Raw genomic sequence first — 24,185 nt, 5'->3', positions numbered from 1 at the left:
GTCGAACGCACGCTGGCATGGCTGAACCGGAACCGCCGCCTCGCCAAGGACTTCGAACAGACCATCGCCTCGGCAACCGCCTGGATCTTCATCGCCTCAATCCAACTCTTCGTCCGACGCATCGCAAAGTCATGAAATTACGACGGATAATTTCGAATCAGACTCTAAGGCTTCGTTCATTACCGCCACGGTCAATTGGATGGACGCGCCTATTAAACCATAGCGGAGCCGCCGGTGCCGACGGGCAGCCCTTTGAAGGGTGCGACATTGATCTCGCCCTCGCGCTTTCGGGCCTGCGCGATGTCATAGCTGTTTTGCATCCGCATCAGCGTGTCCATCGACACGCCGAACGCCTTTTCGACACGCAACGCCATTTCGGAAGAAAGCTGCGAATGCTCGTTGAGCAAGGTCGAAAGCGTCGCACGCGTGACACCCAGTACCTGCGCCGCCGCAGTCACCGACAGACCAAGCGGCTCGATAATCTCGGACTTCACGAAGCCGCCCGGGTGGGCCGGGTTCTTCATGCGGATGCCTGCAATCGCACTCATGGCCACCTCCTAATGGTAATCCTCATAATCGAGGTCGATGATCTCAATCTCTTCGCGGTCGATCCGAAACGTCATCCGCCAATTCTTGGTGACGAACAGGCTCCACGTCCCCTTGCGGTCGCCGGTCAGCATATGCGCCTTCCAGCTCGGCACGGTGCGCAATTCCTCTTCCGTCTCCATGTCCTGGAGGAAGGAGACGATGCGCTGCACCTTGGAGATGACAGCGGGCTGCAACCCGCTGGCATCGTCATCCTCGATGAAACGCCGTAACCCCTTATGGATCACGTTTCTAATCTTCATGGTGCTAGATAATCCACCAATCGTTCGGTGTCAAGTTACACCATACAATCTGACACTGCTGGGATTGGGCAGGGTGGCCGCCGATATTGACCGTGACCTAGGGAAGTCAGCCGATCAAATGCAAAATGGATAGGGTGCCGAGCGCACCCATAAGCAAGCCTCCTCCGCCCGTCCAATAAAGCTGCTTCCACTGACGGTCAGCAGCCCAGGCGTGCTCGACGACCCCATTGATGCTGGCGATCGAGGCTCGCAAGGTGGCACCCGACTTGTCCAGCGTTTCACGATCGCCTGCCCGCGCGGTTTCGCTGGCTCGGGCAATGCTCACAGCCATATTTTCCGGTGTCAGCCGCATCGCTGGGCTCTCGGCGATCTTGCCGAGCAACTCCTCAGTACGGGCAAGCCTGCTCGACAATTCGGTTAGGGTCGGGGTGTAATCGGGCGCATTCTGCCGCTCGGCGGTCAACCCTTCGACCGCACGACGCAGCAGGCTCACCTCACCGCGCAGATCGGCGAAGGCGCTGGCGGGATCGCTTTGAGCGATCGGCCGATTGGTGGTTTGGTCCATTCGTGCACCCTACCGCCCCAACCCGCGCCCGCGCGAGATGCCGAGCCAATCCTGGATATTATGGGACAAGGACGCGCCCTCCTGCGCGCGGATTCCAAGCTCGGGAAGCCGTTTCCGGACCGGCGACTCGGCTTGCGCATCGCGTTCCATGCTCTTGCCGAGCGCGCTCATCTGCTGCCCGATGGCGCGCGCGCCTGCCTCGTCGCCAGCATGACGAAACGTTCGATGCGCCTTGGCCAGCTTCTGCCAGTCCTCCACAAACCTGTCTGCACGCCGCTCCGCACTGGCTCGAACTTCCGCCTCCAGCATCATCGCGCGAATGGCAGCGCCGGTGCGGCCCTGGGCAGCCTCGTCGACCAACCCCATATTACGGGAGAACGCGGCGCGAAGATCGCGTGCCGCATCGGGGCGAACAGCGTCGAGGGACTCACGCGCTTTGTCGAAGGCGAGGCGCTGGTGCGGCAATTCGGCATACCCTTCGTTGCGTATCCGGACGATGTCGGCGGTCGTCCGGGCGTACCGCTGCACGGCGGTGCTCAAACCGTCAGGTTCTGCGGAGTGCGTCGGCTGTGGCGATTTCAGCGTCAGCCCGTCGAACATGCTTCGGTGTGGCGGCGCTGCCGCAGGCCCCAGCTTGAGGCCGTCGAACATACCGCGTCTACGGGTTTGGGGAGCCCGGCCGCCCTGCTCCGGTGGCGCAATCGCTGGCGACGGCATGATGATCGCGCGGCGGTCGGCAAAGTCGCGGGTATAGTCCGACGCCATATCCTTCGCCCGGTCGCGCGATAGCGTCCGTGCCAATTTGCCCTGATCGGCAAAGTCCTCGCGACCGTAGTGAAGGTCAACACCATCCCGGTGGCGGGACAGCGCGACATAGGCAGCGTGACGATCGAGGCCGGGCGTCGCGAGCACATGGGTACGATCGACCGTCACGCCCTGCGACTTGTGGATCGTCGCCGCGTAACCGTGATCGATCTGATTATAGTCCTTCACGTCAAAGGGGATCGATCGGCCATCATCAAGCTGCACCACCATGCGCGTCGCGGTCGCGCTTTCGACGCTACCCAGCGAGCCGTTCTTGACCCCAAGGCTGCGCTCGTTTTTCAAGAACATGATGCGGTCGCCGGTTGCGAACCGCCGCTCGCCGCGCTCGGCCCGGATCGTGATGTCCTCGCCAAGCTCGCCGGACGCGCGGAGCCGATCGCGCGCGGCTAGGTTGAGCGAATGCACCTCATCATTGGTATGGGTTAGGATGATGCGGCTGGCGTCGGGCCACGCCTGCCGGTCGCGATCCCAGCCGTCAATCAGGTCGGCGCGCGCGCGCTCGCGCGTCTCGGCGGCATGAACGTGACCGTTTTCGTCATAGGCGTGGATCGCTTCGCCGGTTCGTCCGGTCGCAAGATGCCGTGTAGCGTCGCGCTGCCAGTCGTCCCGCTGGCGGCGAATCTCGGTAATCTCGACGTTGCCGTGCTGTTCAGCGATCGACCGGAACGCCGCACCCGCCTCGATCGCCTGCAACTGTTCGGGATCGCCGACCAGCACGACCTTCGCACCCCGCTTCTCGGCCTCGCCGATAATGCGTTCCATCTGGCGCGAACCGATCATGCCCGCCTCATCGATCACCAGTACATTGCCGGGACCGAGCAACTCTCGCCCCTGCGTCCATTGATGTTCGAGGCTGGCGATCGTGCGCGATGCGATGCCCGATCCGCTTTCCAGATTCTCGGCGGCGATGCCGGACAGTGCCGCGCCGATCGGCTGATAGCCGCCGCGTTCCCATGCGTCGCGCGCGGCGCTCAGCACGGCAGACTTGCCGGTCCCGGCGTAGCCCACCACGATCGCAAGGTCGCCCGCCTGCGTTATGCGGTCGAACGCGGCTCGCTGTTCTCCGCCGAGGATAAGCCCGTTACTCGCCGACGCGGCGATGGCGCGATCGATCGCCGTCCTGACAACACCATGACCGGCACGCTCGGCAAGCCGTTCGATGTTCAGCGCCAGCCGCTGCTCGGTCTCGATCATGTCCCGGCTGGTACGCATTCTGGCGATCAACGATGACTGCTGTCGCGAGAATTTGTGCCTGCTGGGCGATACCAGCATCTCGGGCGTCAGGGTCGCGCGGGAACTCGACACGCTGGTGCGGCTCTACGGCAAACCGGCTTGCATCGTCAGCGACAATGGAACCGAGTTTACCAGCCGGGCGATCCTGAAATGGGCGAACGAGAACCGAGTCGAGTGGCACTATATCGACCCCGGCAAGCCGCAGCAGAACGCGTTCATCGAATCGTTCAACGGGTCGCTCCGCGACGAGCTGCTCAAGGAAGAGCTGTTCGACAGCCTGGCCGACGCCAGGCGGAAGCTGGCCGTGTGGCGCTACGACTACAATGAAGTCCGGCCACACTCGTCGCTGGGGAACCAAACGCCGGCACAAGCGCGCCGGGCGTTCCTGCAAAATAGAAGCGTCCCGCCCGGCGCTTGTGCCGGCGGGCGAGCAAGAATATCAATCCGACAGACTCTCGTTATGACCGCGGGACCAGCGGGGGGCAGGTCACCAGCTCAAGCACCTCATGCGCAAAGCCCGTTGGCGCTGCGGGACGCCGCTCTTGCGGGTCTTGGCCCGGCATTGCTGCCCGATTGGCTGATCGGGCAAAACCTTCGTGATCGCAGCTTGATCGACTGCTTCCCGACCATGCGGGCCACGGCAACGGATTTTACCACCGGGGCCTGGCTGATCTATCCGAGCCGCAATTTCCTGCCGAACAAGGTGCGTGTCACGATCGATTTTCTACGTCGTCACCTTACCAAGCCGGCCTGACCGGCGCGAGGGCCGGGGCATTTCGAGCGCATCGCCAGCGAAATGCCCCCCATAGCCCTGAGCCAGCTTTACGCGGCCTCGAACATCTCCGGCGGCAGCGCCATCAATGCCTCCGCGCCCGCTTCGATCTTGCGGCGCAGCGCACCCGCCTCGGGCATGATCCGCTCGGCGAAACAGCGTGCGGTCACGAGCTTGGCATCGAGGAAGGCCACATCGCCCTCGCCCGCTGCCTTTAGTTTGGTCGCCGCCGTCACCATCCGCAGCCACATTAGGCCGAGTGCGACGATGCCCATCAGGTGCATATAGCTGTGCGCCCCGGCGCCGACATTGTCGGGGCTCTTCATGCCGTTTTGCAGGAACCACAGCGTCGCCTGCTGCAACTCGCCATTCGCCTTTTCAAGGCGGGTGGCGAAATCGGCGGTTGCCGGATCGGCCTTGCCCGCCGCCACTTCATCCGCAACCACCTTGAACAGCGCCTGCACCGCGCGTCCGCCGTTCTGGGCAAGCTTGCGGCCAACCAGATCCATCGCCTGCACGCCGTTTGTGCCTTCATAGATCATCGCGATGCGCGCATCGCGGACATATTGCTCCATGCCCCATTCAGCGATGTAGCCGTGGCCGCCATAAACCTGCTGCGCATTGGTCGCGATGTCATAGCCCTTGTCGGTGCCATACCCCTTGATGACCGGGGTCAGCAGCCCGACCAGATCGGCGGCAAGCTGACGCTCTTCCTCGGTCGCGGCGGCATGTTCAAGATCGACCTGCAACGCGCCCCACAGGCACAAGGCGCGCAAGCCCTCGGTCAGCGCCTTGGCTTCCATCAGCATCCGGCGGATGTCGGGATGGACGAACAGCGTGTCGGCCTTTTCGTTCGGCTCCTTCGGCCCGGTCAGCGCGCGGCCCTGGCGACGGTCCTGCGCATATTGCACGGCGTTTTGATAGGCGACTTCGGCCACGGCCAGGCCCTGCAAGCCAACGCCAAGCCGCGCCGCGTTCATCATGATGAACATCGCGGCCAGGCCCTTCATTTCCTCACCGACCAGCCAACCGATCGCTCCGTCATAGTTCATCACGCACGTGGAATTGGCGTGGATGCCCATCTTGTGCTCGATCGAGCCGCAGGTGACCGCGTTGCGCGCGCCAAGGCTGCCATCTTCCTTGACCATGAACTTGGGCACCACGAACAGCGAAATGCCCTTCGAGCTTTCCGGCGCGCCCGGCGTCTTGGCCAGCACGAGGTGGATGATGTTCTCGGTCAGGTCATGCTCGCCCGACGAGATGAAAATCTTGGTGCCGGTGATGGCATAAGAGCCATCCGCCTGCGGCTCGGCGCGGGTGCGGATCAAGCCCAGATCGGTGCCGCATTGCGGCTCGGTCAGGTTCATCGTGCCGCCCCATTTGCCGCTGACCATGTTGGGGACGTACTTGGCCTTCTGCTCGTCCGAGCCCTTGACCAGCAACGCGGCAATCGCGCCGTGCGTCAGCCCGGGATACATGGCGAAGGCCATGTTGGAGGAGATCATGAACTCCTGAAACGCGGTCGACACGACATGCGGCATCGCCTGCCCGCCAAACTCCTCGGGAGCGCTGAGCGTGCCCCAGCCGGATTCGACGAAGGCGTTATACGCTTCCTTGAACCCCTTGGGCGTGGTGACCGAGCCATCGTCATGCCGGGTGCAGCCTTCCTGATCGCCCGAATGGTTGAGCGGAAACAGCACTTCGGCAACAAACTTGCCGCCCTCGTCCAGCACGGCATCGACCACATCGGGCGTTGCATTCTGGAAGCCGGGCAGGTCGGCACAAGCGGACAAGCCGACGACATGATCGAGCACGAAGCGGACATCGCGAGCGGGGGGCGTATATTTCGGCATGGGGTTCAGTCCTTCAGGCGGCCTTGTGCGCCATTGGTTTCAAGCAGGGTGACGAAGTCGGCAAGTTCGGTAATCGCCGCATCGATATCGTGTTTTTGTGACTGGAGCAGCGCCATGCGCTCGCGGCACCGTTCGATCGTGGTTGCCTTCTGCACCTGACGACCATCGCCAATGTCGTACAGGTCGATCATCTCGCGAATCTCGCCGAGGCTGAAGCCGACGCGCTTGCCGCGCAAAATCCAGGCAAGCCGCGCGCGATCGCGCTGCGAGTAGATGCGCGAGGTGCCGCGCCGCTCGGGCGCGATCAGCCCCTCATCCTCGTAAAAGCGCAACGCCCGCGCGGTTACGCCAAATTCTGCCGACAAATCGGAAATGGAAAAGTGATCGCGCGTTGGGTGGCGATCGATCACGGCATAGGCAGGACCGCTGGACATAAGCGGTGAATAGTTGACCTTTACGTGAACGTCAAGATCATCCACCGTTCGCGCACAGCAACCGGCCCCGGCTGTCGCGCAGGGTGGACGCCTCGGAGATCGACTCGCTTAGCCGCGCCACATCCAGCGCGGCGATCGAGGCACGATGGATGCACACCTTCTGGCACCCATCGGGCACGCGCGCGGGAAAAACGATTCGGTCCCCCTCAAAGCGGGCATCGAAACTACAGGCCGAATCCCCGCCCTCCCCGCCACGGTCCAGGGTAATATGCAGCGTCTCGCCGACCCGGGTCACCGTGCCCGATCCACCGCAATTCTGCTGTTCGTCATAATCGACGAACACGCCGATGCGGTACGCCGTTGCGCTTGGCACGATGCAAACGCGGTCGCTCTCGCGCGCATACAGGCCGGTGATGTCGGTACTGGCAGGGTCGGGGATGACACCCGCCTGGATGGCAGCGGCTTCCAACCCGACCGGGCTCGGCGTTGCCGCAGGCTTGGGCTCGGCGCGGTGGCACCCGGCAAGGGCGAGCAACACCAGCAGCGCGGTCCGCTTCACGCAGCCGTTACCAGCCGATCGCCCTCGATCCGGCGATAGAAGCAACTCCGCTCGCCCGTGTGGCAGGCGGGGCCTGCGGGATCGACGATCAACCACACGGCATCCTGATCGCAATCGATGCGAATGTCGGCGACGCGCAATATATGGCCCGAGGTTTCGCCCTTCTTCCACAGCGCCGCGCGGCTGCGCGACCAAAAATGCGCCTCGCCGCTTTCGACGGTCAAGCGCAGCGCCTCGGCATTCATATGGGCGAGCATCAGCACATCGCCCGACACGCGGTCAGTCGCGACCGCCGTAATCAGGCCAGCCGAATCGTATTTTGGGTCCAGCACCAGGCCGGTTTCGCGAAGGTCTGCCATGCCACAGGTCTAGCGTGCTTGCCCGCGCCCGTCATCCTCCCGCGGCCCGTTGCTGCGAATCGCCCGGATCATTTTCAAACCTGATCAACCGCGATCGTTCCCCCCGCCGATCTCGTGCGAAAGATAACAAACTGTCGCCGAACGCCGCCGAAACGAACAATGCGACCAATCGCTCCCGGCCATGTGACAAAAGCGCGACAAACCGAATGCCGCTCCCTATATGCGCCCTCGAAGCTCTACCCTCCCCCAAAGGGCCCCCATGCTGACAACCAATCCGTTCGACGTCTCCCAAGATGGAGACACGCTGCATGAAGAGTGCGGCATTTTCGGTATCTCTGGCGCAGCCGATGCGGCGCGCCTGGTCGCACTGGGGCTGCACGCGCTCCAGCATCGTGGCCAGGAAGCCGCTGGCATCACCAGCTTTGACGGCACCGAATTCCACACCCACCGCGCAATGGGGCATGTCGCAGGCAATTTCGACCGCGAAGACGTGATGGTCCCGCTGCGCGGCAGCGTCGCCTGCGGGCATGTCCGCTATTCGACCACTGGCGAAACCGCGCTGCGCAACGTGCAGCCGCTTTATGCCGATCTCGCCTCGGGCGGTTTTGCAATCGCGCATAACGGCAACATTTCCAACGCGATGCGGCTGCGGCGTGATCTCGTGCGGCGCGGTTCGATCTTCCAGTCGACCAGCGACACCGAGACGATCATCCATTTGGTCGCGACTTCCAATTACCGCACGGTCGTCGATAAGTTCATCGATGCGCTGAAGCGCGTTGAGGGTGCCTATTCGCTGATCGTGATGACGCCCGAAGGCATGATCGCGTGCCGCGATCCGCTCGGCATCCGTCCGCTGGTGATGGGCAAGATCGAACAGTCGGACGGCAGCGAGGCGGTAATCTTCGCTTCCGAAACCGTCGCGCTCGACGTTGTCGGTGCGACCTTCGTCCGCTCGATCGAGCCGGGCGAGCTGGTGATGGTGAAAGGCAGCGAGATCACCTCGCACAGCCCGTTCTCCCCCGTAGCGCCGCGCCCGTGCATCTTTGAATTCGTCTATTTCTCGCGCCCCGATTCGATCTCGGAGGACCGCAGCGTCTACACCGTGCGCAAGGCGATCGGCGCGCAGCTCGCGATCGAGAGCCCGGTCGATGCGGACTTGGTCATTCCGGTTCCCGATTCGGGCACCCCGGCGGCGCTGGGTTATGCGCAGGAATCGGGCATTCCGTTCGAACTGGGCATCATCCGCTCTCATTATGTTGGGCGCACCTTCATCCAGCCGGGCGACAAGGTCCGCCACTTGGGCGTGAAGCTCAAGCACAATGCCAATCGCGCACTCATCAAAGGCAAGCGCGTCGTGCTGATCGACGATTCGATCGTGCGCGGCACCACCAGCCTCAAGATCGTCGAGATGATGCGCGAGGCTGGCGCCGCCGAAGTGCATATGCGCATCGCCAGCCCGCCGACGCGGCATTCGTGCTTCTACGGCGTCGATACGCCCGAGCGCGCCAAACTGCTCGCCGCGACCAAGAATCTCGAAGAGATGGCGACCTATATCAAGGCCGACAGCCTTGCCTTCATCTCGATCGACGGGCTCTACAAGGCGCTCGGCGAACCGCAGCGCAACGCCATCCGCCCGAGCCATTGCGATGCCTGCTTCACCGGCGATTATCCGACGACGCTGACCGACCAGGACGATGTGTCTTCAGTCGACCAGTTCGCGTTGCTGGCGGAACGGATGATCTGATCTTTACCGTTCGGACTGAGCTTGTCGAAGCACCGCCCTTTCTTCTAACGATTCAGAAAGTGCAGCCCTTCGACAAGCTCAGGGCGAACGGGAGTTAGCATATGACCGACAAGCCCCTCGCCAACCAGATCGCGCTCGTCACCGGTGCCAGCCGTGGCATCGGCGCGGCGACTGCCCAGGCGTTGGCGGCAGCGGGTGCGCATGTCGTGCTGACCGCGCGCACCGCTGCGGGACTCGAAGCGGTCGAAAGCGCGATCTTCGATGCGGGCGGGTCGGCAACGATTGCCCCGCTCAACCTGACCGAGACCGACAGCATTGCCCGCCTTGGCGCGGCGATCGGTGAACGCTGGCCCGCGCTCGACATCATGGTGCTCAACGCCGCAATGCTCGGGCAATTGTCTGCCGTGCCCGCGATCGATGTGAAGGAAATGGCGCAAGTCCTGACGCTCAACATCAGCGCGCAGGCAGCGTTGATCGCGGCGTTCGACCCGATGCTGCGCAAGTCCAAGCGCGCGCGGGTGATCGGCCTCACCTCCAGCGTCGCACGCGAGCCGCGCGCTTATTGGGGGCTCTACGGCGCGTCCAAGGCGGCGTTCGAAACGCTCCTTGCATCCTATGGCGACGAAATGGAGCGGATCAGCAACGTCCGCACCGCGATCCTCGATCCCGGCGCGACGCGGACGGCGATGCGGCACAAGGCCTATCCCGGCGAAGACCCGAAATCGGTCAAGGAGCCATCGGTGGTGGCCGACCGCATCGTCGCGCTGTTGACCGAGGATTTCGCGACCGGGCATTTCGAGCGGATCGGCTAGGGTCGATTTTTTCGGGGCCGGATCGTTCCACCCGTTCGCCCTGAGCCTGTCGAAGAGCCCGTCCGCAAGCAAGGTGTTCGCGTGCAGTGAGTGGGCTTCGACAGGCTCAGCCCGAACGGGACTTGGGGGCCGCTATTTAGGAGAAATCGACTCCAACGGCGTCCGGCTCGCTCAAGCGCGCTTGACCAGCGTTACTTGCGCGACATCGATGCCGCCGCCGCGAAAACCACCTTCGCAATACATTAGATAATAGCGCCACAAGGCGATGAATTTCTGATCGAATTTCGCTGGTAGTCGACCAGCATTTACCGCTGCGTCGAAGCTCTCACGCCAACGCCGTAGCGTTTCGGTATAATGCAGCCCGAAGCCGTGCCGGTCGTGCCACTCCAGTCCGTGCGCCTCTGCGAGCGCGCGAAACCGGTTTTCCGACGCCAGCATCCCGCCCGGAAAGACGAAGCGCTGGATGAAATCAACATTCGCCGCATAGGCTTCGAAGATCGCATCATCGATCGCGATATATTGAATTGCGGCGCGCGCGCCGGGCTTCAGCGCGCGTGAAATCGCCGCGAGGTAGGTGCCCCAATATTTCTGCCCGACCGCCTCGACCATTTCGATGCTGGCGACGCCATCATATTGCCCGGTCACATCGCGATAATCGGTCAGCGACACCGTGACGCCCGCCAGCCCTGCGGTCGTGATCCGCTGTTTGACCGCCCGCTCCTGCGCAGCCGACAGCGTGATCGCGTCCACCGCTAGCCCACGTCGCGCCGCCGCCTCAGCGAAGCCGCCCCAGCCACAGCCGATCTCCAGCACGCGCGCGCCCGGCGCCAGCGCCAAGCGATCGAGGATCGCCTTGTTCTTGCGCGCCTGCGCCGCTTCCAGCGGTTCCTCGGACGCGATGGGCTCAGCAAACAGCGCCGATGAATAGGTCAGGCTGGGGTCGAGCCATAGCTGGTAAAAATCGTTGCCGAGATCGTAGTGAAACTCGATATTCCGTTTCGATCCTGTGCGAGAGTTGCGTCGTAACGCATTGCGCCAATGACGAAAGAGCCGCATCGTACCCTGAGAGCGCGCCGCCCCGCCAAGCGTGCGTCGGTTGCGCATAAACAGTTCGAACAACACGGTGGGATCGGGGCTGCGCCATTCGCCCTTCGACCAGGCGACGTACCAGCCCGCCGACCCGCCCGTCACCAGCCGCAGCAGTGCGCGCCAGCGCACGAGATCGACCACCGCGTCGGGCCCCGGTGCGCGTCCACCAAGCACGCGCCCCCGCCCCCCGGGAAGAGTCGCCGTCAATGATCCCTCGGCCAAGCCGGCATCGATCCGGTCGAGCAAGCGGTCGAACAGGGTCGCGAGAAGGCTGGCCATCGCGGCTTCCCTTGCACCCTCAGCGCCCACTCGCAAGCGGTTCAACGCACCTGTTTTACCGCCACCAACGCCCGTTCGCGCGCCGCGCGGTGGTCGATGATCTTGGGCGGATAGGCCAAGGGACGACACCCGGCCTCTTCGGGGTCGTGGATCGCCTCGCCACGCACCTGCGCCAGTTCGGGAACCCACCGGCGGATATAGCCTCCGGCGTCGAATTTGGGCGATTGCACGAGCGGCGCCATGATGCGGACGAACATGTTGGCGTCGATCCCCGTCCCTGCGGTCCACTGCCAGTTGACCGCGTTCGATCCGTAATCGGCATCGACCAGACAATCCCAAAACCAGCGTTCCCCCTCACGCCAGTCGATCAGCAAATGCTTGATGAGAAAACTCGCGGCGATCATGCGCACGCGATTGTGCATCCAGCCGGTGGCCCAGAGCTGCCGCATTCCGGCATCGACGATCGGATAGCCGGTGCGGCCCTGTTGCCATGCCGTCAGGTCGGCGCTGGCATCGATCCCGGTGCGCCACGGCAGCGTATCGAGCGTTTGGCGGCCGTTCCGGCTGCCATAATCGGGGAATTGCAAAATAACGTTCTGCGCATAATCGCGCCAGCCAAGTTCGGCGAGGAACGTGTCGACCGATCCCCCCGCCCCGGCCACGGCGTGCCACACTTGGGCGGCGGACACCTCGCCGAAATGCAGATGCGGCGACAGGTGCGAACTGCCCTCGATCGCGGGCAGATTGCGGGTTTCGCCATAAGTGGCGGCATGGCGCTTGAACGCGTTCAGTTTGTGATGCGCGCCCGCTTCGCCCGGGGTCCACTCCGCGCCAAAGCCGTTTGCCCAATCCGGCTTGGTCGGCAGCAGGCCCCATTCGGCAAGCCTGTCGCTATGCGGCCAGTGCGCGGGCGCGGGAACCGCCGATGGCCTGGGCAACGGCGCGCGCGGCGGCATGTGTTGCTTCAGCGCGCGCCAGAACGGGGTGTAGATCTTATACTGCCCGCCGCTGCCGGTAGTGATCGATCCCGGCGGCGCGAGATAATTGCCGTCATGGCAGACGAGGTCGAGCCGCTTCGCCACCGCGCGCTCGGCATTGCGCCACCACGGTTCGAAATGACGGATGCAATGCACGCGGGTTGCGCCGGTTTCGGTGGCGAGTTCGGCCAGCACCGCGTCGCACTTTCCCCGCCGCAAAATCAGGCGCGATCCCGCCACGCGCAAATCGGCTTCAAGGTTGGCAAGGCTGTGATGCAACCACCAACGCGACGCACCACCCATTGCATAGTGTTTGGGCGTCTCGTCATCGAGGACGTAAACCGGGATCACCGCCCCCTCCCTGACCGCAGCCGCAAGCGCGGGCTGATCGGCGAGCCGCAAATCTCGGCGCAGCCAGAGGAGGGTCGAAGCGTCGGTCAACGCTTGGCCAGTGTACCGGGGAAATTACGCGCACAAAGGCACAAAGACACAAAGGATGCTTTCATCGAAACGGGCCTGCGTGATTGCCGATCGCTCAACCCGCTTCCTTCTTTGTGCCTTTGTGCGAGAATTTCTACTCCGCCCGTGCCTCTTTCTCCACCTGCCAGGTCTGGCCCTGGCTCAGCAAATGCTGGAGGTTGGGCGTCTTGCCCTTGGCGGCTTCGATATTTTGCGTGACGACCGCGCTTTCGAAGGTTGGGGCGGGATCGTCGAACAGCACGCCCAAGGCCATCGGGAAGGTGCCGAACGGCATTTCCACCAGCATGTGCGCCAGCCCGCGATTGGTCTGGTCATGGACGATCACGCCCGCCGCCTGCCAATCGCCATCGACCACATCGACGACCTTGAGCACCAGCCGCTCGCGGTCCATCGCCAAGCCCTTGGTGCCGCCATCGAACAGCAACGGCTTGCCATGTTCGACCCACATCTGGTTGCCCGCCGCATTCTTCTTTTCGGTGAAGGGGGCGAACACGTCGTCATTATAGACGATGCAGTTCTGGAAAATTTCGACGAACCCGGTGCCCTTATGGGCATAAGCCGCCTTGAGCACGCCGACGAGGTTCTTGTGGACGTCAATCGCGCGCGCGATGAAGCGCCCGCCTGCGCCCAGCGCAAAGGCGCACGGATTGGCCGGACGATCGACCGAACCGAACGGCGTCGATGGCGTGCGCGTGCCGACGCGCGAGGTTGGCGAATATTGCCCCTTGGTCAGGCCGTAAATCTCGTTGTTGAACAGCAGCACCTGGCAATCGAGATTGCGCCGGATGAGATGCATCGTGTGGTTGCCGCCAATCGACAACGCATCGCCGTCACCGGTGATGATCCACACGTCGAGATCGGGATTGGCGAGCTTAACCCCCGTCGCCACCGCCGGTGCACGACCGTGAATGGTGTGGAAGCCGTAAGTTTCCATATAATAAGGGAAACGCGACGAGCAGCCGATGCCGCTGACGAACACGGTGTTTTCGGGCCGCGCGCCAATCTCTGGCATAGTACGCTGCACCGCTTTCAGGATCGCATAGTCACCGCAACCGGGGCACCAGCGTACCTCCTGGTCGGATTCCCAATCCTTTGGGGTGGATTTGGCGATGGGGGTCATGTCGTTCATCGGAAGAAGACCTGAATGATGGGAGACGGTTACGAAAGGGCGGCCAAGGCAGCGTCGATCGCGGCCTCGATTTCGGAGATCAGGAAGGGCTGACCCGACACTTTGTTGAGCGGCTTGGCATCGACCAGAAACTGATCGCGCAACACCGTCTTGAGCTGCCCAGTGTTCATTTCCGGTACGATGATCCGGTCATAACCCTTTAGCAAATCACCCAGATTTTCGGGCATCGGCCAGATGTGACGGATATGGATGTGCGCGACATTCAGCCCCTTGGCGCGCGCGCGGCGCACCGCCTGATGGATCGGCCCGAAGGTTGATCCCCAACCGACGATCGCCAGCTTGCCCGAGCTTTCGCCGAGTTCGACGATCTGATCGGGCACTGCGATATTGGCGACCTTGTCACGGCGGATTTCGGTCATCTTCTGGTGGTTGTCGGCGCCGTAATCGAGGTTGCCGGTGCCGACCGCCTTCTCGATCCCGCCGATACGATGGAGCAAGCCGGGCGTTCCGGGTTTCACCCACGGGCGCTTGAGCTTCTCGTCACGGCCATAAGGCAGAAAGCCACCCTCGGGCACTTCCTCCAGATATTCGACCGGGAACGGCTTGTAGCTCGCCATGTCCGGCACCAGCCACGGCTCGGCGGCGTTGGCGATATAGCCGTCAGTCAGCAACATGACCGGCGTCATATATTGCACCGCGATCCGCACCGCCTCGATCGCGCAATCGAAGCAATCGGCGGCGGAACGCGCGGCGATCACCGGCATCGGCGCGTCGCCGTTGCGGCCATAGACCGCCTGATAGAGATCCGATTGCTCGGTCTTGGTGGGGAGGCCGGTCGAAGGCCCACCGCGCTGCGAATTGACGATGACGAGCGGCAGCTCGGTCATGATCGCCAGGCCCATCGCCTCGCCCTTCAGCGCAATGCCGGGGCCCGACGACGAGGTAACGCCAAGCTGCCCGGCATAGGATGCACCAATCGCCGAGGCGATCGCCGCAATCTCATCCTCGGCCTGGAAGGTGGTGACGCCATATTCCTTCAGGCGCGACAGGAAGTGCAGGATCGCCGAAGCAGGCGTAATCGGATAGCCGCCGAAGAACATCGGCACGCCCGCCAATTGCACGCCAGCGACCAGCCCCATCGAAATCGACTCGGCGCCCGTAACGGTGCGGTACAAACCGGGCTCGGCGGGTGCGACGCCGATATGCTGCTGCTTCATCGGCCCGGAAAGCTCGGCGGTCTCGCCATAAGCATGGCCTGCATTCAGCGCGGCGATATTGGCCTCCGCCAGCACCGGGGCCTTGGCGAACTTGGATTTCAGCCAGTCGATGATCGGCTGCCGGTCGCGATCGAACATCCATAGCGCCAGCCCCAGCGTCCACATGTTCTTGCAGCGCAGCGCTTCCTTATTGCCAAGGCCGAAGGGCTTCACCGCATCGAGCGTCAATTGCGAAATGTTGAAGCTCAGCAACTGCCACTTGGCGAGGCTGCCATCGGTCAGCGGATTGGCGGCATATTTGGCCTTGGCAAGGTTGCGTTCGCCAAATTCGCCCTCGTCGGCGATGATGAGGCCACCCGCCTTCAACTGGCCGACATTCACCTTCAGCGCCGCCGGGTTCATCGCCACCAACACATCGGGCGCGTCGCCAGCGGTATCGATTTCAGTCGAGCCAAAGTTGATCTGGAAGGCCGAAACGCCGAACAGCGTGCCCTGCGGCGCGCGGATTTCGGCGGGGAAATCAGGGAAAGTCGCCAGATCGTTGCCCGACAGCGCGGTGGACAGCGTGAACTGCCCCCCGGTCAACTGCATCCCATCGCCCGAATCGCCCGCAAACCGGACGACAACCGACTCGGCGGCGGGATGGGCGGAGGCTTCTTGGGGGGTTACTTCATGCGCGGCGGTCGCCATTACGTCTGTCCTGCGGGATATCGTTGTCATGCCCCTTATGCCTCGAAAGGCGGCGGGCCAAGGTAGTTTGAGCGTAGCGGAAGGCAACCGTTGCTTTAGGGCAACGGATCGGGCCCGGCACTGCGTGCATCGCGGTAAGCTTGCCCCAGCGTCAAAATCGCCCGCACATGCGCCTGTGCGAGCATCGCGACGTCATGCCCGTAACCACCGCCAACGGTGCTGGCGAGCGCGATGCCGCGTGCAGCGGCAGCGCGACCGATAAACGCATCGCGCGCCACCAGCCCCTGGCGAGTCAACGCCAGGCGCCCGAGCCGATCGTCGGCCAACGGATCAATCCCCGCCTGATACAGAATCAGGTCGGGCCGATATTCATCGAGCATGGGCAACAGCGTGTGCGTCAGCGCCGCGAGATAAGCGCCGTCCCCCGTCCCGTCCGGCAACGCAACGTCGCGGGTCGAGCGCGCCTTGCGCGCCGGAAAATTCTTTTCGGCATGGATCGAATAGGTGGCGATTCCCGGATGCCCGGCGGTGAGCGCCGCCGTCCCGTCACCCTGATGCACGTCGCAATCGACCACCAGCACCCGCCGCGCATCCTCTTCGGCCAAGCGGACGGCGGCAACGGCAAGATCGTTGAGGACGCAATACCCCGCGCCCGTCGCCGCCAGCGCGTGATGGCTCCCGCCCGCGCTGTTCGCCGCAAAGCCACGCTCCAGCGCAAGCTTGCCCGCCAGCCAGGTGCCACCCGGCACCACCGCCGCACGCGCGGCAACCGACGGCGTGACGGCAAAGCCAATCCGCCGTTCCTTTTCGCGCGGAACGCGGGCGGCAAGCACCTCGGCGACATAATCCGGATCATGCACCGCCTCGAGCCAGCGTAGCGGCATCGCCGCCGGTTCATGCCATTCGATCGCAGCACCTTTCGCGCGCAACAGATCGCGGATCGCGGCATTCTTGCTGAGCTGGCTCGGATTGGCGGATTGGCCGGAAGCAACATAGGCTGGGTGATGGACGACCGCGATCATCGTGCTTAGGTAGGCGCGTAGCTGGCACAGACCAATGGAGAGATGCGTGACCGAACCCTATGTCCGCCCCGATGTCGCGGGTTTCCTCGGATTTCTCAACAATCTGCCCGGCCCGAAGATGCACCAGCTCGAACCGCCTGCGGCGCGCGCCACCTATGTGGCGATGAAGGACATCGCCGATCCTCCGGTGGGCGAGCTCGGCACCATCACCGACCTTATCATTCCCGGACCGGCTGGCGATATTCCGGCGCGGCTGTTCGACGTGGCGGAAAGCCGTGCGCCGGGGCCGCTGGTGCTTTTTTTCCACGGCGGCGGCTTCGTGATCGGAAACCTCGATACCCATGCGAGCTTTTGCGCCGAAGTCTCGCGCACGCTCGATATGCCGGTGCTGGCGGTGGATTACCGGCTCGCACCCGAATCGCCCTGGCCCGCCGCGCCCGACGATTGCGAAGCGGCGGCACGCTGGGCAGCCAGCAGTCCTGCGGGGCTCGGTCGCGAGATCACTGGTCTGGTGACGTGCGGGGACAGCGCGGGCGGCAATTTGGCGATCGTCGTCGCGATGGCGCTGCGCGATACGCCTGCCGCTGTTCCGGTGATCGCGCAATTGCCGTTCTACCCGGCAACCGACACCACGCAGGATTATCCCTCCTACACCGAGTTCGCCGAAGGATATCTGCTGACGCGCGACAGCATGGAGTGGTTCAACGCCGCCTATCAGGCCGAAGCCGAACATGTCCGCACCTCGCCATTGAAGGGCGATTTGGCGGGAATGCCGCCAGCGGTTGTGGTAACCGCCAGCCTTGATCCCATTCGCGATCAAGGCCGCGCTTATGCCGCCGCGTTGGCGCGCGTTGGCGTTGCGGTCGTGTACCGCGAAGCTGTCGGGAACATCCACGGCTTCATTACCCTCCGCAAGGCGATCCCGTCCTCGGTCGGTGACGTGGCGGGCGCGTTGGCGGCGGCCAAGGCGCTGATCGCCGAAGCCACCGCGTAACGCCATAAGGACCGTTCATGACCGATATCGCCACCCTGCCCTACCGCCCCTGCGCCGGGCTGATGATCCTGAACGCTGACGGCAAGATTTTCGTCGGACAGCGCATCGATGCCGAGGTCGAGGCATGGCAAATGCCGCAGGGTGGCATCGACGATGGCGAGGATGCGCAAGCGGCGGCGATCCGCGAACTGGGGGAGGAAACCGGCATCGCCCCCGACAAGGTTGAGCTGATCGCCATCGCGCCCGAGGAACTGTTCTACGATTTGCCCGAGGAACTGGTCGGCAAGGTGTGGAAGGGCAAATGGCGCGGCCAGCGGCAGCGCTGGTTCCTGTATCGCTTCCTCGGCAGCGACGCGGATATCGACATCGCCACCGCGCATCAGGAATTTAAGGATTGGACCTGGGTTGAGCCGTATACCCTGCCCGAAGTGATCGTCGCGTTCAAAAAGCCGCTGTACGAACAGGTGCTTGCCGCCTTCGCCCCGCATCTGCGCTAAAGCGAAGACTCGTGGCGACGAATGCCATTTCGTTACGGCAAAGGGCGCTCTATCAGGCGTCATGCACTTTTTGCTGATCCTTGCCGCGCCCGTCCTGCTGGGCAACGCAGATGCGGAGTCCGCGGCTCACCCCGCCCCGGCAAGCGCCACACCCGCCCCGATCCCGCCTGCCGTGAAGGCTATGCTCGACGCGGCGATTGCATCCAACAACGATGGCGAAATCGTCACCGTCGCCAAATATGCGCGCGCCACCGCCCCCGACGCGGCACAGGCGATCGATGCACAGGTGGCCACCTGGAAGGCCGCGCAGGAGGCGCACAAGCGCGCCAGGATCGAGGATGCCGGCCTGTTCGACCTGTGGCATGGCAAGGCCGAGTTGGGCGGTTATCTTACCACCGGCAACACCCGCGATGTCGGCGTAAGCGCTGCGATCAACCTGACGCGCGAAAGCGTGCGCTGGCGCCACAAGGTCAATCTCGCCGCCGATTATAAAGAGAGTGCGGGACGTACCAGCCGTGAACATTATCTCGCGGCCTATGAACCCAATTTCAAATTCTCCCCGCGCGCCTATGTCTATGGCGCGACCCAATATGAAAGTGACCGTTTCCTCGGTTATTACGACCGGTATTCGGCGTCGCTCGGCGCGGGGTATAGCGCGTTGCGTGGCGGCGGGCTGAAGCTCGATCTCGAACTCGGCCCGGCCTATCGCAAAACCGATTTTACCGATACGACCAGGGAGAATAGCGTCGCCGCGCGCGGCTCGGTCGATTTCGGGTGGAAAGTGTCCAGGGCGATCAACCTGACCCAAGTCGCCTCGGCCTATGTCCAGAAGATCAATTCAACCGTCAGCAGCACGACCGCGCTCAACGCAAAATTGATCGGCCCGCTTGCGGCGCAGCTTTCTTACGCGGTGCAATATGAAAGCACGCCGCCCGTCGGTCGTGTCGGCACCGACACAACCAGCCGCGCCGCGCTCGTCTACAGTTTCTGACGCGCATGGGGTGGAGCGTCCGCGCTCAACCGGCTAGACCGCCTTCATGGTGGGGATAACCAACGAGGAACGCGCGGCAGTCGCTCATGTGGCAACCGCGCCGATGCTGGCGCAGGTCGAGGCCTGGGCGGCGATCAATTCGGGCACGCGCAATCTTTCCGGCCTGGCGCAGATGGCCGATCGGCTCGTGGCGGCGTTCAGCATACTTCCGGGCAACATCGCGCTGGTGGCGGGCGATACCGCGCAGAGCGTCGGTGCCGATGGCAGCGTGACGGTGCTCGATCACGGCAAGCATCTGCACCTCGTCGTCCGGCCCGATGCGCCCGTGCAAATCCTGCTCACCGGCCATATGGACACGGTCTATCCGGTCGACCATGCCTTCCAAACCCTCACCACGCTGCCCGACAGAACGCTGAATGGCCCCGGCGTTGCCGACATGAAGAGCGGGCTGGCGGTGATGCTCGCCGCACTGTCGGCGGTCGAGGCGAGCCCGCTTGCCCCGCGCATCGGCTATGAAGTGGTGATTAATTCCGACGAGGAAACCGGTTCCTTCTCCTCCTCCGCGCTGATAGCGCGCGCGGCGCGGGGCAAGATCGCCGCGCTGACCTATGAACCTGCTTTACCCGACGGTACGCTGGCCGGCGCGCGTGGCGGCACCGGCAATTTCTCGATCGTGGTGACGGGCAAGAGCGCCCATGCCGGGCGCAACCCCGACGAAGGCCGCAACGCCATTGTTGCGGCATCCGATCTGGCGGTGCGGCTATTCGCGCTGCGCAGCCCGACGCTCGCGGTCAATCCGGCACGGATCGATGGCGGCGGGCCCAACAATGTCGTACCCGATCACGCCGTATTGCGAATCAATTTCCGCCCCGCCGACCACGCCGAGATCACCCGCGCGCAAGCTGCGCTCGATCGCATAACCGCAGAGGTGGCGGCGGCGCACGACGTCTTCATCGCGGTCCACGGCAGCTTCAACCGGCCACCCAAGCCGATCGACCCCGGTGCCGCCAAGTTGTTCACCTTGGTCAAGGAATGCGGTGCCGACCTTGGCCTCGACATTGCGTGGCGCGCAACCGGCGGGGTGTGCGACGGCAACACCATCGCGGCGTGCGGCGTGCCGGTGGTTGATACGATGGGCGCGCGCGGCGGCGCGATCCACTCGCCCGATGAATTCCTGATCGTCGAATCGTTGCCCGAGCGCGCCGCGCTTTCCGCACTCACGATCCTGCGTATCGCCCAAAGGGGAGCCCTGTGACTCACGTAATCCGCGCCGCGCGCGACAGCGATCTCCAGCCGCTTTACGAAATGGCGAAATTGACTGGCGGCGGCTTCACCAATTTGCCACCCGACCGCGCTGCACTCCGCGCCAAGCTGGAACGCAGCGCCACCGCCTTCGCCCGCACGGAGGACAGCAAGGCCGATGATCTGTTCGTGCTGGTGCTGGAAAATATCGAATCCGGCGAAGTGCGCGGCACCTGCCAGATCTTCACCCATGTCGGGCAGAATTACCCCTTTTACAGCTATCGGCTCGGCACGCTGACGCAGCACAGCAAGGAACTTGGCCGCACCTTCCGCGCCGACATGCTGGGACTCACCACCGATCTGGAAGGGTGTAGCGAGGTCGGCGGCCTGTTCCTGCATCCGGGCGAGCGTGCCGGGGGGCTCGGCATGTTGCTGGCGCGCAGCCGTTATCTGTTCATCGCCGAGCATCGGATGCGCTTTGCCGATCGCGTGCTCGCCGAACTGCGCGGGATCATCGATGAAGCGGGGGGATCGCCCTTCTGGGATGGCCTTGCCGGGCGCTTCTTCGGGATGAATTTCCAGGACGCCGACCAATTCAACGCGGTGCGCGGGCATCAGTTCATCGCCGACTTGTTCCCCAAACACCCGATCTACATCGCGATGCTTCCCGAAAGCGCGCGCGCGGTGATCGGCCTGCCCCACCCCTCGGGCCGCGCGGCGATGCGGATGCTCGAGAATGAGGGGTTTGCCTACGAAAACTATGTCGACATCTTCGACGGCGGGCCCACCATGCTGGCCAAGACCGACCACGTCCGCACCATTCGCGAGGCACAGACCGAGCGCGTGGTGGCGATTGACGGTGATGGCGGCGAACCCGCGCTGATTTCGAAGGGTCGGCTGGCGGACTTCCGCTGTAGCTATGGATCGCTGCAAACGCGCGATGGCGGGGTGGTATTGGCGCAGGAAACTGCCGCGGCATTGGGCGTTGGCGAAGGCGATTCGGTCAGCCATGTTGCGCGGAACTGAACGGTCATGATTTGCGAAATCAATTTCGACGGCATCATCGGCCCGAGCCACAATTATGCCGGACTCAGCCACGGTAACCTCGCCGCGACGCGCAACGCCGGGGCAACCGCTTACCCGCGCCGCGCCGCGCTGGAGGGGATCGCCAAGATGCGCGCGAACCTTGCGCTCGGCCTGACGCAGGGCATCCTCCTCCCGCACGACCGGCCCAACCGTCGCTGGCTCGCGACGCTTTCGACCACATACGAAAACGCCGATCCCGTGCTGCAGGCGCAGGCGATGTCGGCCTCCGCGATGTGGGCGGCCAATGCAGCCACGGTTTCCCCGGCCCCGGATACGCAGGACGGTCGCTGCCATCTGACCGTCGCCAACCTCGTCACCATGCCGCATCGCAGCCATGAAGCGACTGAGACGCTGCGCCAACTCCGCCTCGCCTTCGCCGACCCTGCCTTCGCGGTCCACGACGCGATCCCCGCGCCCTTTGGCGATGAAGGGGCCGCCAACCATATGCGGCTGTGCGAGCGCCACGATCAGCCGGGGATTGAGCTGTTTGTCTATGGTGTGTCGGGCGGCGGCTTCCCGGCGCGCCAGCGGCTTGAGGCGAGCGCGGCAGCAGCGCGCGCCCACGCGCTAAACCCGGCCCACACGCTGTTCATCGAACAGGCCCCCGAAGCCATCGCAGCGGGTGCCTTCCACAACGACGTGGTGGCGGTGGCGAATGAGCGCGTGCTGTTTACGCACGAACGCGCCTTTGCCGATCGCGACAGCACCTATGCCGCAATTCGTGCGCGCGCGCCCTGGGCCGAAATCGTCGAGGTGCCTGTCGATGCTGTCAGCCTGGCCGATGCGATCGTCTCCTATCTGTTCAATGCCCAACTTGTGACGCTGCCCGATGCCACGATGGCGCTGATCGTGCCGCAGGAAGCGCGCGAGAACGCCGCCGTGTGGCGCTGGCTGCAGGCGATGCTCGCAGGCAACGGCCCGATTCGCCGTGTCGAAGTGGTCGATGTCCGTCAATCAATGGCCAATGGCGGCGGCCCGGCGTGTCTGCGGCTGCGCGTCGTGGCGGACCCGGCGCGGGTCGATCCACGTTTTCTGGTGGATGAAGCCCGGCTCGATCGCATTGCCGAGGTGATCGAACGGCATTGGCCCGATGCGATTGCGCCGGCCGATATCGCCAATCCCGAACTGCTCGCCCGCGTCGGCGCGGCACGCACGGCGCTGTTGAAAACGCTCGAGATTGTCGAGTTAATTTACAATTAACCATCGTCAAAAATCAAAAACTACGCAAATGCGCCATTGGCCCGGCGCTTGCTTAACCGTTCCGCATGTGGACAAAATTTTCTCGCCTGTTCGTCATCAAGAACAAGTTCGAGGCGTTCGCGGTGATTTACGCGCTGGCGCTCGGCGCGGTTGAGCGCGGGGTGCATTACCTCGATCAATATCCCGGCTGGGGCGGGTGGATGCTGTTCGCTGTGTGCCCGCTCGCGGTGTTCATGGCGGGTGGGCGCATCCTCGATTCGGTCGAGCATAACAGCACGGACTGATGTGGCTTTAGTCGCCAACAGGATAAATTGATCGCGCCGCTGCATTTGTGCTCTATCTGCGGCGCACCATGTCCGTCGTCCTAACCCACCTTCAGCGGCTCGAAGCCGAAAGTATCCACATCCTGCGCGAAGTCGTCGCCGAAGCCGAGCGCCCGGTGATGCTGTATTCGGTCGGCAAGGATTCGGCGGTAATGCTGCATTTGGCGAAGAAGGCGTTCTTTCCCGGCGTGCCGCCCTTCCCCCTGCTGCATGTCGACACGACCTGGAAATTCCGCGCGATGTACGACCTGCGTGACCGCGCGGCGCAGGCGGCAGGGATGGAACTGATCGTTCACAAGAACCCCGAGGCTGAGGCGCAGGGCATCAACCCGTTCGATCATGGCAGCCTGCATACCGATCTGTGGAAAACCGAAGGCCTGAAACAGGCATTGACCGCAGGCGGCTATGACGTCGCCTTTGGCGGCGCGCGGCGCGACGAGGAAAAGAGCCGCGCCAAGGAGCGCATCTTCAGCTTCCGCTCGGCCAGCCAGCGCTGGGACCCGAAGGCGCAGCGGCCCGAACTGTGGCACCTCTACAATGCGCGCAAGGCAAAGGGCGAGAGCATCCGCGTGTTCCCGCTGTCCAACTGGACCGAGCTCGACATCTGGCAATATATTCTGGCCGAGGGGATTGAGATCGTCCCGCTCTATCTCGCCGCCCCCCGCCCGACGGTGGAGCGCGACGGGATGCTGCTGATGGTGGATGACGACCGCTTCCGCCTCGCCCCCGGTGAAGTACTGGTCGAACGCTCGATCCGCTTTCGCACGCTTGGCTGTTATCCCTTGACCGGCGCGGTGGAGAGCACCGCCGCGACTTTGCCCGAGGTGATCCAGGAAATGCTGTTGACGACAACCTCGGAACGTCAGGGCCGCGCGATCGACCACGATCAAGCCGCCAGTATGGAAAAGAAGAAAGCGGAGGGGTATTTCTGATGGCTAAGTCTCCCCTCCCGCACGCGGGAGGGG

24 protein-coding genes and 2 pseudogenes are annotated in these 24,185 nt (G+C 63.6%); 13 read left to right on the top strand and 13 right to left on the bottom strand.

Annotated elements, in window-relative coordinates; all coding sequences use genetic code 11:
• Positions 1–135 (top strand): annotated as a pseudogene (locus WC704_RS15680) (IS5/IS1182 family transposase); the annotation flags it as partial.
• A 77-nt stretch (positions 136–212) separates the two neighbouring features.
• On the opposite strand, the gene WC704_RS15675 reads toward WC704_RS15680, so the two are convergent.
• The 4 genes from WC704_RS15675 to traA all read right to left on the bottom strand — a co-directional run bounded on the left by WC704_RS15675 (position 213) and on the right by traA (position 3,450).
• Positions 213–548 (bottom strand): HigA family addiction module antitoxin, encoded by a 336-nt coding sequence (locus WC704_RS15675; RefSeq protein ID WP_372891558.1) that lies wholly within the window; start codon positions 546–548, stop codon positions 213–215.
• Positions 549–557: 9 nt separating this feature from the next.
• Positions 558–848 (bottom strand): type II toxin-antitoxin system RelE/ParE family toxin, encoded by a 291-nt coding sequence (locus WC704_RS15670; RefSeq protein WP_372891556.1) that lies wholly within the window; start codon positions 846–848, stop codon positions 558–560.
• Positions 849–954: 106 nt separating this feature from the next.
• Positions 955–1,413 (bottom strand): DUF6118 family protein, encoded by a 459-nt coding sequence (locus WC704_RS15665; protein WP_372891554.1) that lies wholly within the window; start codon positions 1,411–1,413, stop codon positions 955–957.
• A 9-nt stretch (positions 1,414–1,422) separates the two neighbouring features.
• Positions 1,423–3,450 (bottom strand): Ti-type conjugative transfer relaxase TraA, encoded by a 2,028-nt coding sequence (gene traA / locus WC704_RS15660; protein WP_372891552.1) that lies wholly within the window; start codon positions 3,448–3,450, stop codon positions 1,423–1,425.
• Here traA and WC704_RS15655 point away from each other — a divergent pair.
• A pseudogene (locus WC704_RS15655) lies at positions 3,437–3,935 on the top strand (integrase core domain-containing protein); the annotation flags it as partial. The gene traA and the pseudogene WC704_RS15655 overlap by 14 nt on opposite strands.
• Positions 3,932–4,225: a LysR substrate-binding domain-containing protein gene (locus tag WC704_RS15650; RefSeq protein WP_372891550.1), complete on the top strand. Its 294-nt coding sequence runs from the start codon at positions 3,932–3,934 to the stop codon at positions 4,223–4,225. The pseudogene WC704_RS15655 and the gene WC704_RS15650, both read left to right, overlap by 4 nt.
• Before the next feature lie 68 nt (positions 4,226–4,293).
• Here WC704_RS15650 and WC704_RS15645 read toward each other — a convergent pair whose 3' ends face one another.
• Genes WC704_RS15645 through hisI form a run of 4 tightly spaced genes read right to left on the bottom strand, consistent with a single transcriptional unit; the run spans position 4,294 to position 7,448 of the window.
• Positions 4,294–6,096 (bottom strand): acyl-CoA dehydrogenase C-terminal domain-containing protein, encoded by a 1,803-nt coding sequence (locus WC704_RS15645; protein ID WP_372891548.1) that lies wholly within the window; start codon positions 6,094–6,096, stop codon positions 4,294–4,296.
• 5 nt (positions 6,097–6,101) lie between these two features.
• Complete coding sequence (locus WC704_RS15640; RefSeq protein ID WP_372891567.1) at positions 6,102–6,530, bottom strand: MerR family DNA-binding transcriptional regulator; 429 nt, start codon at positions 6,528–6,530, stop codon at positions 6,102–6,104.
• Positions 6,531–6,567: 37 nt separating this feature from the next.
• Positions 6,568–7,089, bottom strand: coding sequence for a hypothetical protein (locus WC704_RS15635; RefSeq protein ID WP_372891546.1), 522 nt, complete (start codon positions 7,087–7,089; stop codon positions 6,568–6,570).
• The gene (gene hisI, locus WC704_RS15630; RefSeq protein ID WP_372891544.1) at positions 7,086–7,448 is read right to left on the bottom strand and encodes a phosphoribosyl-AMP cyclohydrolase; all 363 of its coding nucleotides are present in this window, start codon (positions 7,446–7,448) and stop codon (positions 7,086–7,088) included. Before hisI ends, WC704_RS15635 begins: the two co-directional genes overlap by 4 nt.
• A gap of 259 nt (positions 7,449–7,707) precedes the next feature.
• Here hisI and purF point away from each other — a divergent pair, with 259 nt between their 5' ends.
• Positions 7,708–9,192, top strand: coding sequence for an amidophosphoribosyltransferase (gene purF, locus WC704_RS15625; protein ID WP_372891542.1), 1,485 nt, complete (start codon positions 7,708–7,710; stop codon positions 9,190–9,192).
• A 101-nt stretch (positions 9,193–9,293) separates the two neighbouring features.
• Complete coding sequence (locus WC704_RS15620) at positions 9,294–10,004, top strand: SDR family NAD(P)-dependent oxidoreductase (RefSeq protein WP_372891540.1); 711 nt, start codon at positions 9,294–9,296, stop codon at positions 10,002–10,004.
• Positions 10,005–10,175: 171 nt separating this feature from the next.
• Here the strand turns inward: WC704_RS15620 and WC704_RS15615 are convergent, their stop codons facing one another.
• From WC704_RS15615 to WC704_RS15595, 5 genes are all read right to left on the bottom strand, one after another.
• Positions 10,176–11,372 carry a class I SAM-dependent methyltransferase gene (locus tag WC704_RS15615; RefSeq protein WP_372891538.1) on the bottom strand — a complete coding sequence of 399 codons (1,197 nt, stop codon included), beginning with the start codon at positions 11,370–11,372 and terminating at the stop codon, positions 10,176–10,178.
• Between the two features lie 41 nt (positions 11,373–11,413).
• Complete coding sequence (locus tag WC704_RS15610) at positions 11,414–12,790, bottom strand: deoxyribodipyrimidine photo-lyase (protein WP_372891536.1); 1,377 nt, start codon at positions 12,788–12,790, stop codon at positions 11,414–11,416.
• A gap of 133 nt (positions 12,791–12,923) precedes the next feature.
• Positions 12,924–13,958: a 2-oxoacid:ferredoxin oxidoreductase subunit beta gene (locus WC704_RS15605; protein ID WP_372891534.1), complete on the bottom strand. Its 1,035-nt coding sequence runs from the start codon at positions 13,956–13,958 to the stop codon at positions 12,924–12,926.
• A 29-nt stretch (positions 13,959–13,987) separates the two neighbouring features.
• Entirely contained in the window at positions 13,988–15,865 is a 1,878-nt protein-coding gene (locus WC704_RS15600) for a 2-oxoacid:acceptor oxidoreductase subunit alpha (protein WP_372891532.1), read from the bottom strand.
• Positions 15,866–15,960: 95 nt separating this feature from the next.
• Positions 15,961–16,887, bottom strand: a complete 927-nt coding sequence (locus WC704_RS15595; protein WP_372891530.1) for a histone deacetylase — start codon at positions 16,885–16,887, stop codon at positions 15,961–15,963.
• 46 nt (positions 16,888–16,933) lie between these two features.
• On the opposite strand from WC704_RS15595, the gene WC704_RS15590 reads away from it, so the two are divergent.
• The 8 genes from WC704_RS15590 (at position 16,934) to cysD (ending at position 24,152) form a co-directional block, all read left to right on the top strand.
• Positions 16,934–17,881 carry an alpha/beta hydrolase gene (locus WC704_RS15590; RefSeq protein WP_372891528.1) on the top strand — a complete coding sequence of 316 codons (948 nt, stop codon included), beginning with the start codon at positions 16,934–16,936 and terminating at the stop codon, positions 17,879–17,881.
• Between the two features lie 17 nt (positions 17,882–17,898).
• Positions 17,899–18,378, top strand: a complete 480-nt coding sequence (locus WC704_RS15585; RefSeq protein WP_372891526.1) for an RNA pyrophosphohydrolase — start codon at positions 17,899–17,901, stop codon at positions 18,376–18,378.
• Positions 18,379–18,439: 61 nt separating this feature from the next.
• Positions 18,440–19,369, top strand: a complete 930-nt coding sequence (locus tag WC704_RS15580) for a YdiY family protein (protein ID WP_372891524.1) — start codon at positions 18,440–18,442, stop codon at positions 19,367–19,369.
• 46 nt (positions 19,370–19,415) lie between these two features.
• Positions 19,416–20,624, top strand: a complete 1,209-nt coding sequence (locus WC704_RS15575) for a hydrolase (protein WP_372891522.1) — start codon at positions 19,416–19,418, stop codon at positions 20,622–20,624.
• Positions 20,621–21,637 (top strand): arginine N-succinyltransferase, encoded by a 1,017-nt coding sequence (locus WC704_RS15570; protein WP_372891520.1) that lies wholly within the window; start codon positions 20,621–20,623, stop codon positions 21,635–21,637. Before WC704_RS15575 ends, WC704_RS15570 begins: the two co-directional genes overlap by 4 nt.
• A 6-nt stretch (positions 21,638–21,643) precedes the next feature.
• Positions 21,644–22,897 (top strand): N-succinylarginine dihydrolase, encoded by a 1,254-nt coding sequence (locus tag WC704_RS15565; RefSeq protein ID WP_372891518.1) that lies wholly within the window; start codon positions 21,644–21,646, stop codon positions 22,895–22,897.
• Positions 22,898–22,962: 65 nt separating this feature from the next.
• A complete protein-coding gene (locus WC704_RS15560) occupies positions 22,963–23,181 on the top strand; it encodes a hypothetical protein (RefSeq protein ID WP_372891516.1) in 219 nt (72 codons plus the stop codon).
• A 68-nt stretch (positions 23,182–23,249) separates the two neighbouring features.
• Positions 23,250–24,152 carry a sulfate adenylyltransferase subunit CysD gene (cysD, locus tag WC704_RS15555; protein ID WP_372891514.1) on the top strand — a complete coding sequence of 301 codons (903 nt, stop codon included), beginning with the start codon at positions 23,250–23,252 and terminating at the stop codon, positions 24,150–24,152.
• Positions 24,153–24,185: the final 33 nt, after the last annotated feature.

The sequence above is a fragment of the Sphingomonas sp. genome (assembly GCF_041661885.1).
In the GTDB taxonomy this organism is placed as follows: Bacteria; Pseudomonadota; Alphaproteobacteria; order Sphingomonadales; family Sphingomonadaceae; genus Sphingomonas.
Note: the sequence above shows the minus strand (reverse complement) of the source record. Positions and strands in the feature narration are given on the sequence as shown.

Excerpts from the sequence above, each read along its gene's own strand:
- WC704_RS15675 (WP_372891558.1), bottom strand. The coding sequence starts at position 548 with ATGAGTGCGATTGCAGGCATCCGCATGAAGAACCCGGCCCACCCGGGC.
- WC704_RS15670 (WP_372891556.1), bottom strand. The coding sequence starts at position 848 with ATGAAGATTAGAAACGTGATCCATAAGGGGTTACGGCGTTTCATCGAG.
- WC704_RS15665 (WP_372891554.1), bottom strand. The coding sequence starts at position 1,413 with ATGGACCAAACCACCAATCGGCCGATCGCTCAAAGCGATCCCGCCAGC.
- traA (WP_372891552.1), bottom strand. The coding sequence starts at position 3,450 with ATGCGTACCAGCCGGGACATGATCGAGACCGAGCAGCGGCTGGCGCTG.
- WC704_RS15650 (WP_372891550.1), top strand. The coding sequence starts at position 3,932 with ATGACCGCGGGACCAGCGGGGGGCAGGTCACCAGCTCAAGCACCTCAT.
- WC704_RS15645 (WP_372891548.1), bottom strand. The coding sequence starts at position 6,096 with ATGCCGAAATATACGCCCCCCGCTCGCGATGTCCGCTTCGTGCTCGAT.
- WC704_RS15640 (WP_372891567.1), bottom strand. The coding sequence starts at position 6,530 with ATGTCCAGCGGTCCTGCCTATGCCGTGATCGATCGCCACCCAACGCGC.
- hisI (WP_372891544.1), bottom strand. The coding sequence starts at position 7,448 with ATGGCAGACCTTCGCGAAACCGGCCTGGTGCTGGACCCAAAATACGAT.
- purF (WP_372891542.1), top strand. The coding sequence starts at position 7,708 with ATGCTGACAACCAATCCGTTCGACGTCTCCCAAGATGGAGACACGCTG.
- WC704_RS15620 (WP_372891540.1), top strand. The coding sequence starts at position 9,294 with ATGACCGACAAGCCCCTCGCCAACCAGATCGCGCTCGTCACCGGTGCC.
- WC704_RS15615 (WP_372891538.1), bottom strand. The coding sequence starts at position 11,372 with ATGGCCAGCCTTCTCGCGACCCTGTTCGACCGCTTGCTCGACCGGATC.
- WC704_RS15605 (WP_372891534.1), bottom strand. The coding sequence starts at position 13,958 with ATGAACGACATGACCCCCATCGCCAAATCCACCCCAAAGGATTGGGAA.
- WC704_RS15600 (WP_372891532.1), bottom strand. The coding sequence starts at position 15,865 with ATGGCGACCGCCGCGCATGAAGTAACCCCCCAAGAAGCCTCCGCCCAT.
- WC704_RS15595 (WP_372891530.1), bottom strand. The coding sequence starts at position 16,887 with ATGATCGCGGTCGTCCATCACCCAGCCTATGTTGCTTCCGGCCAATCC.
- WC704_RS15585 (WP_372891526.1), top strand. The coding sequence starts at position 17,899 with ATGACCGATATCGCCACCCTGCCCTACCGCCCCTGCGCCGGGCTGATG.
- WC704_RS15580 (WP_372891524.1), top strand. The coding sequence starts at position 18,440 with ATGCACTTTTTGCTGATCCTTGCCGCGCCCGTCCTGCTGGGCAACGCA.
- WC704_RS15575 (WP_372891522.1), top strand. The coding sequence starts at position 19,416 with ATGGTGGGGATAACCAACGAGGAACGCGCGGCAGTCGCTCATGTGGCA.
- WC704_RS15565 (WP_372891518.1), top strand. The coding sequence starts at position 21,644 with ATGATTTGCGAAATCAATTTCGACGGCATCATCGGCCCGAGCCACAAT.
- WC704_RS15560 (WP_372891516.1), top strand. The coding sequence starts at position 22,963 with ATGTGGACAAAATTTTCTCGCCTGTTCGTCATCAAGAACAAGTTCGAG.
- cysD (WP_372891514.1), top strand. The coding sequence starts at position 23,250 with ATGTCCGTCGTCCTAACCCACCTTCAGCGGCTCGAAGCCGAAAGTATC.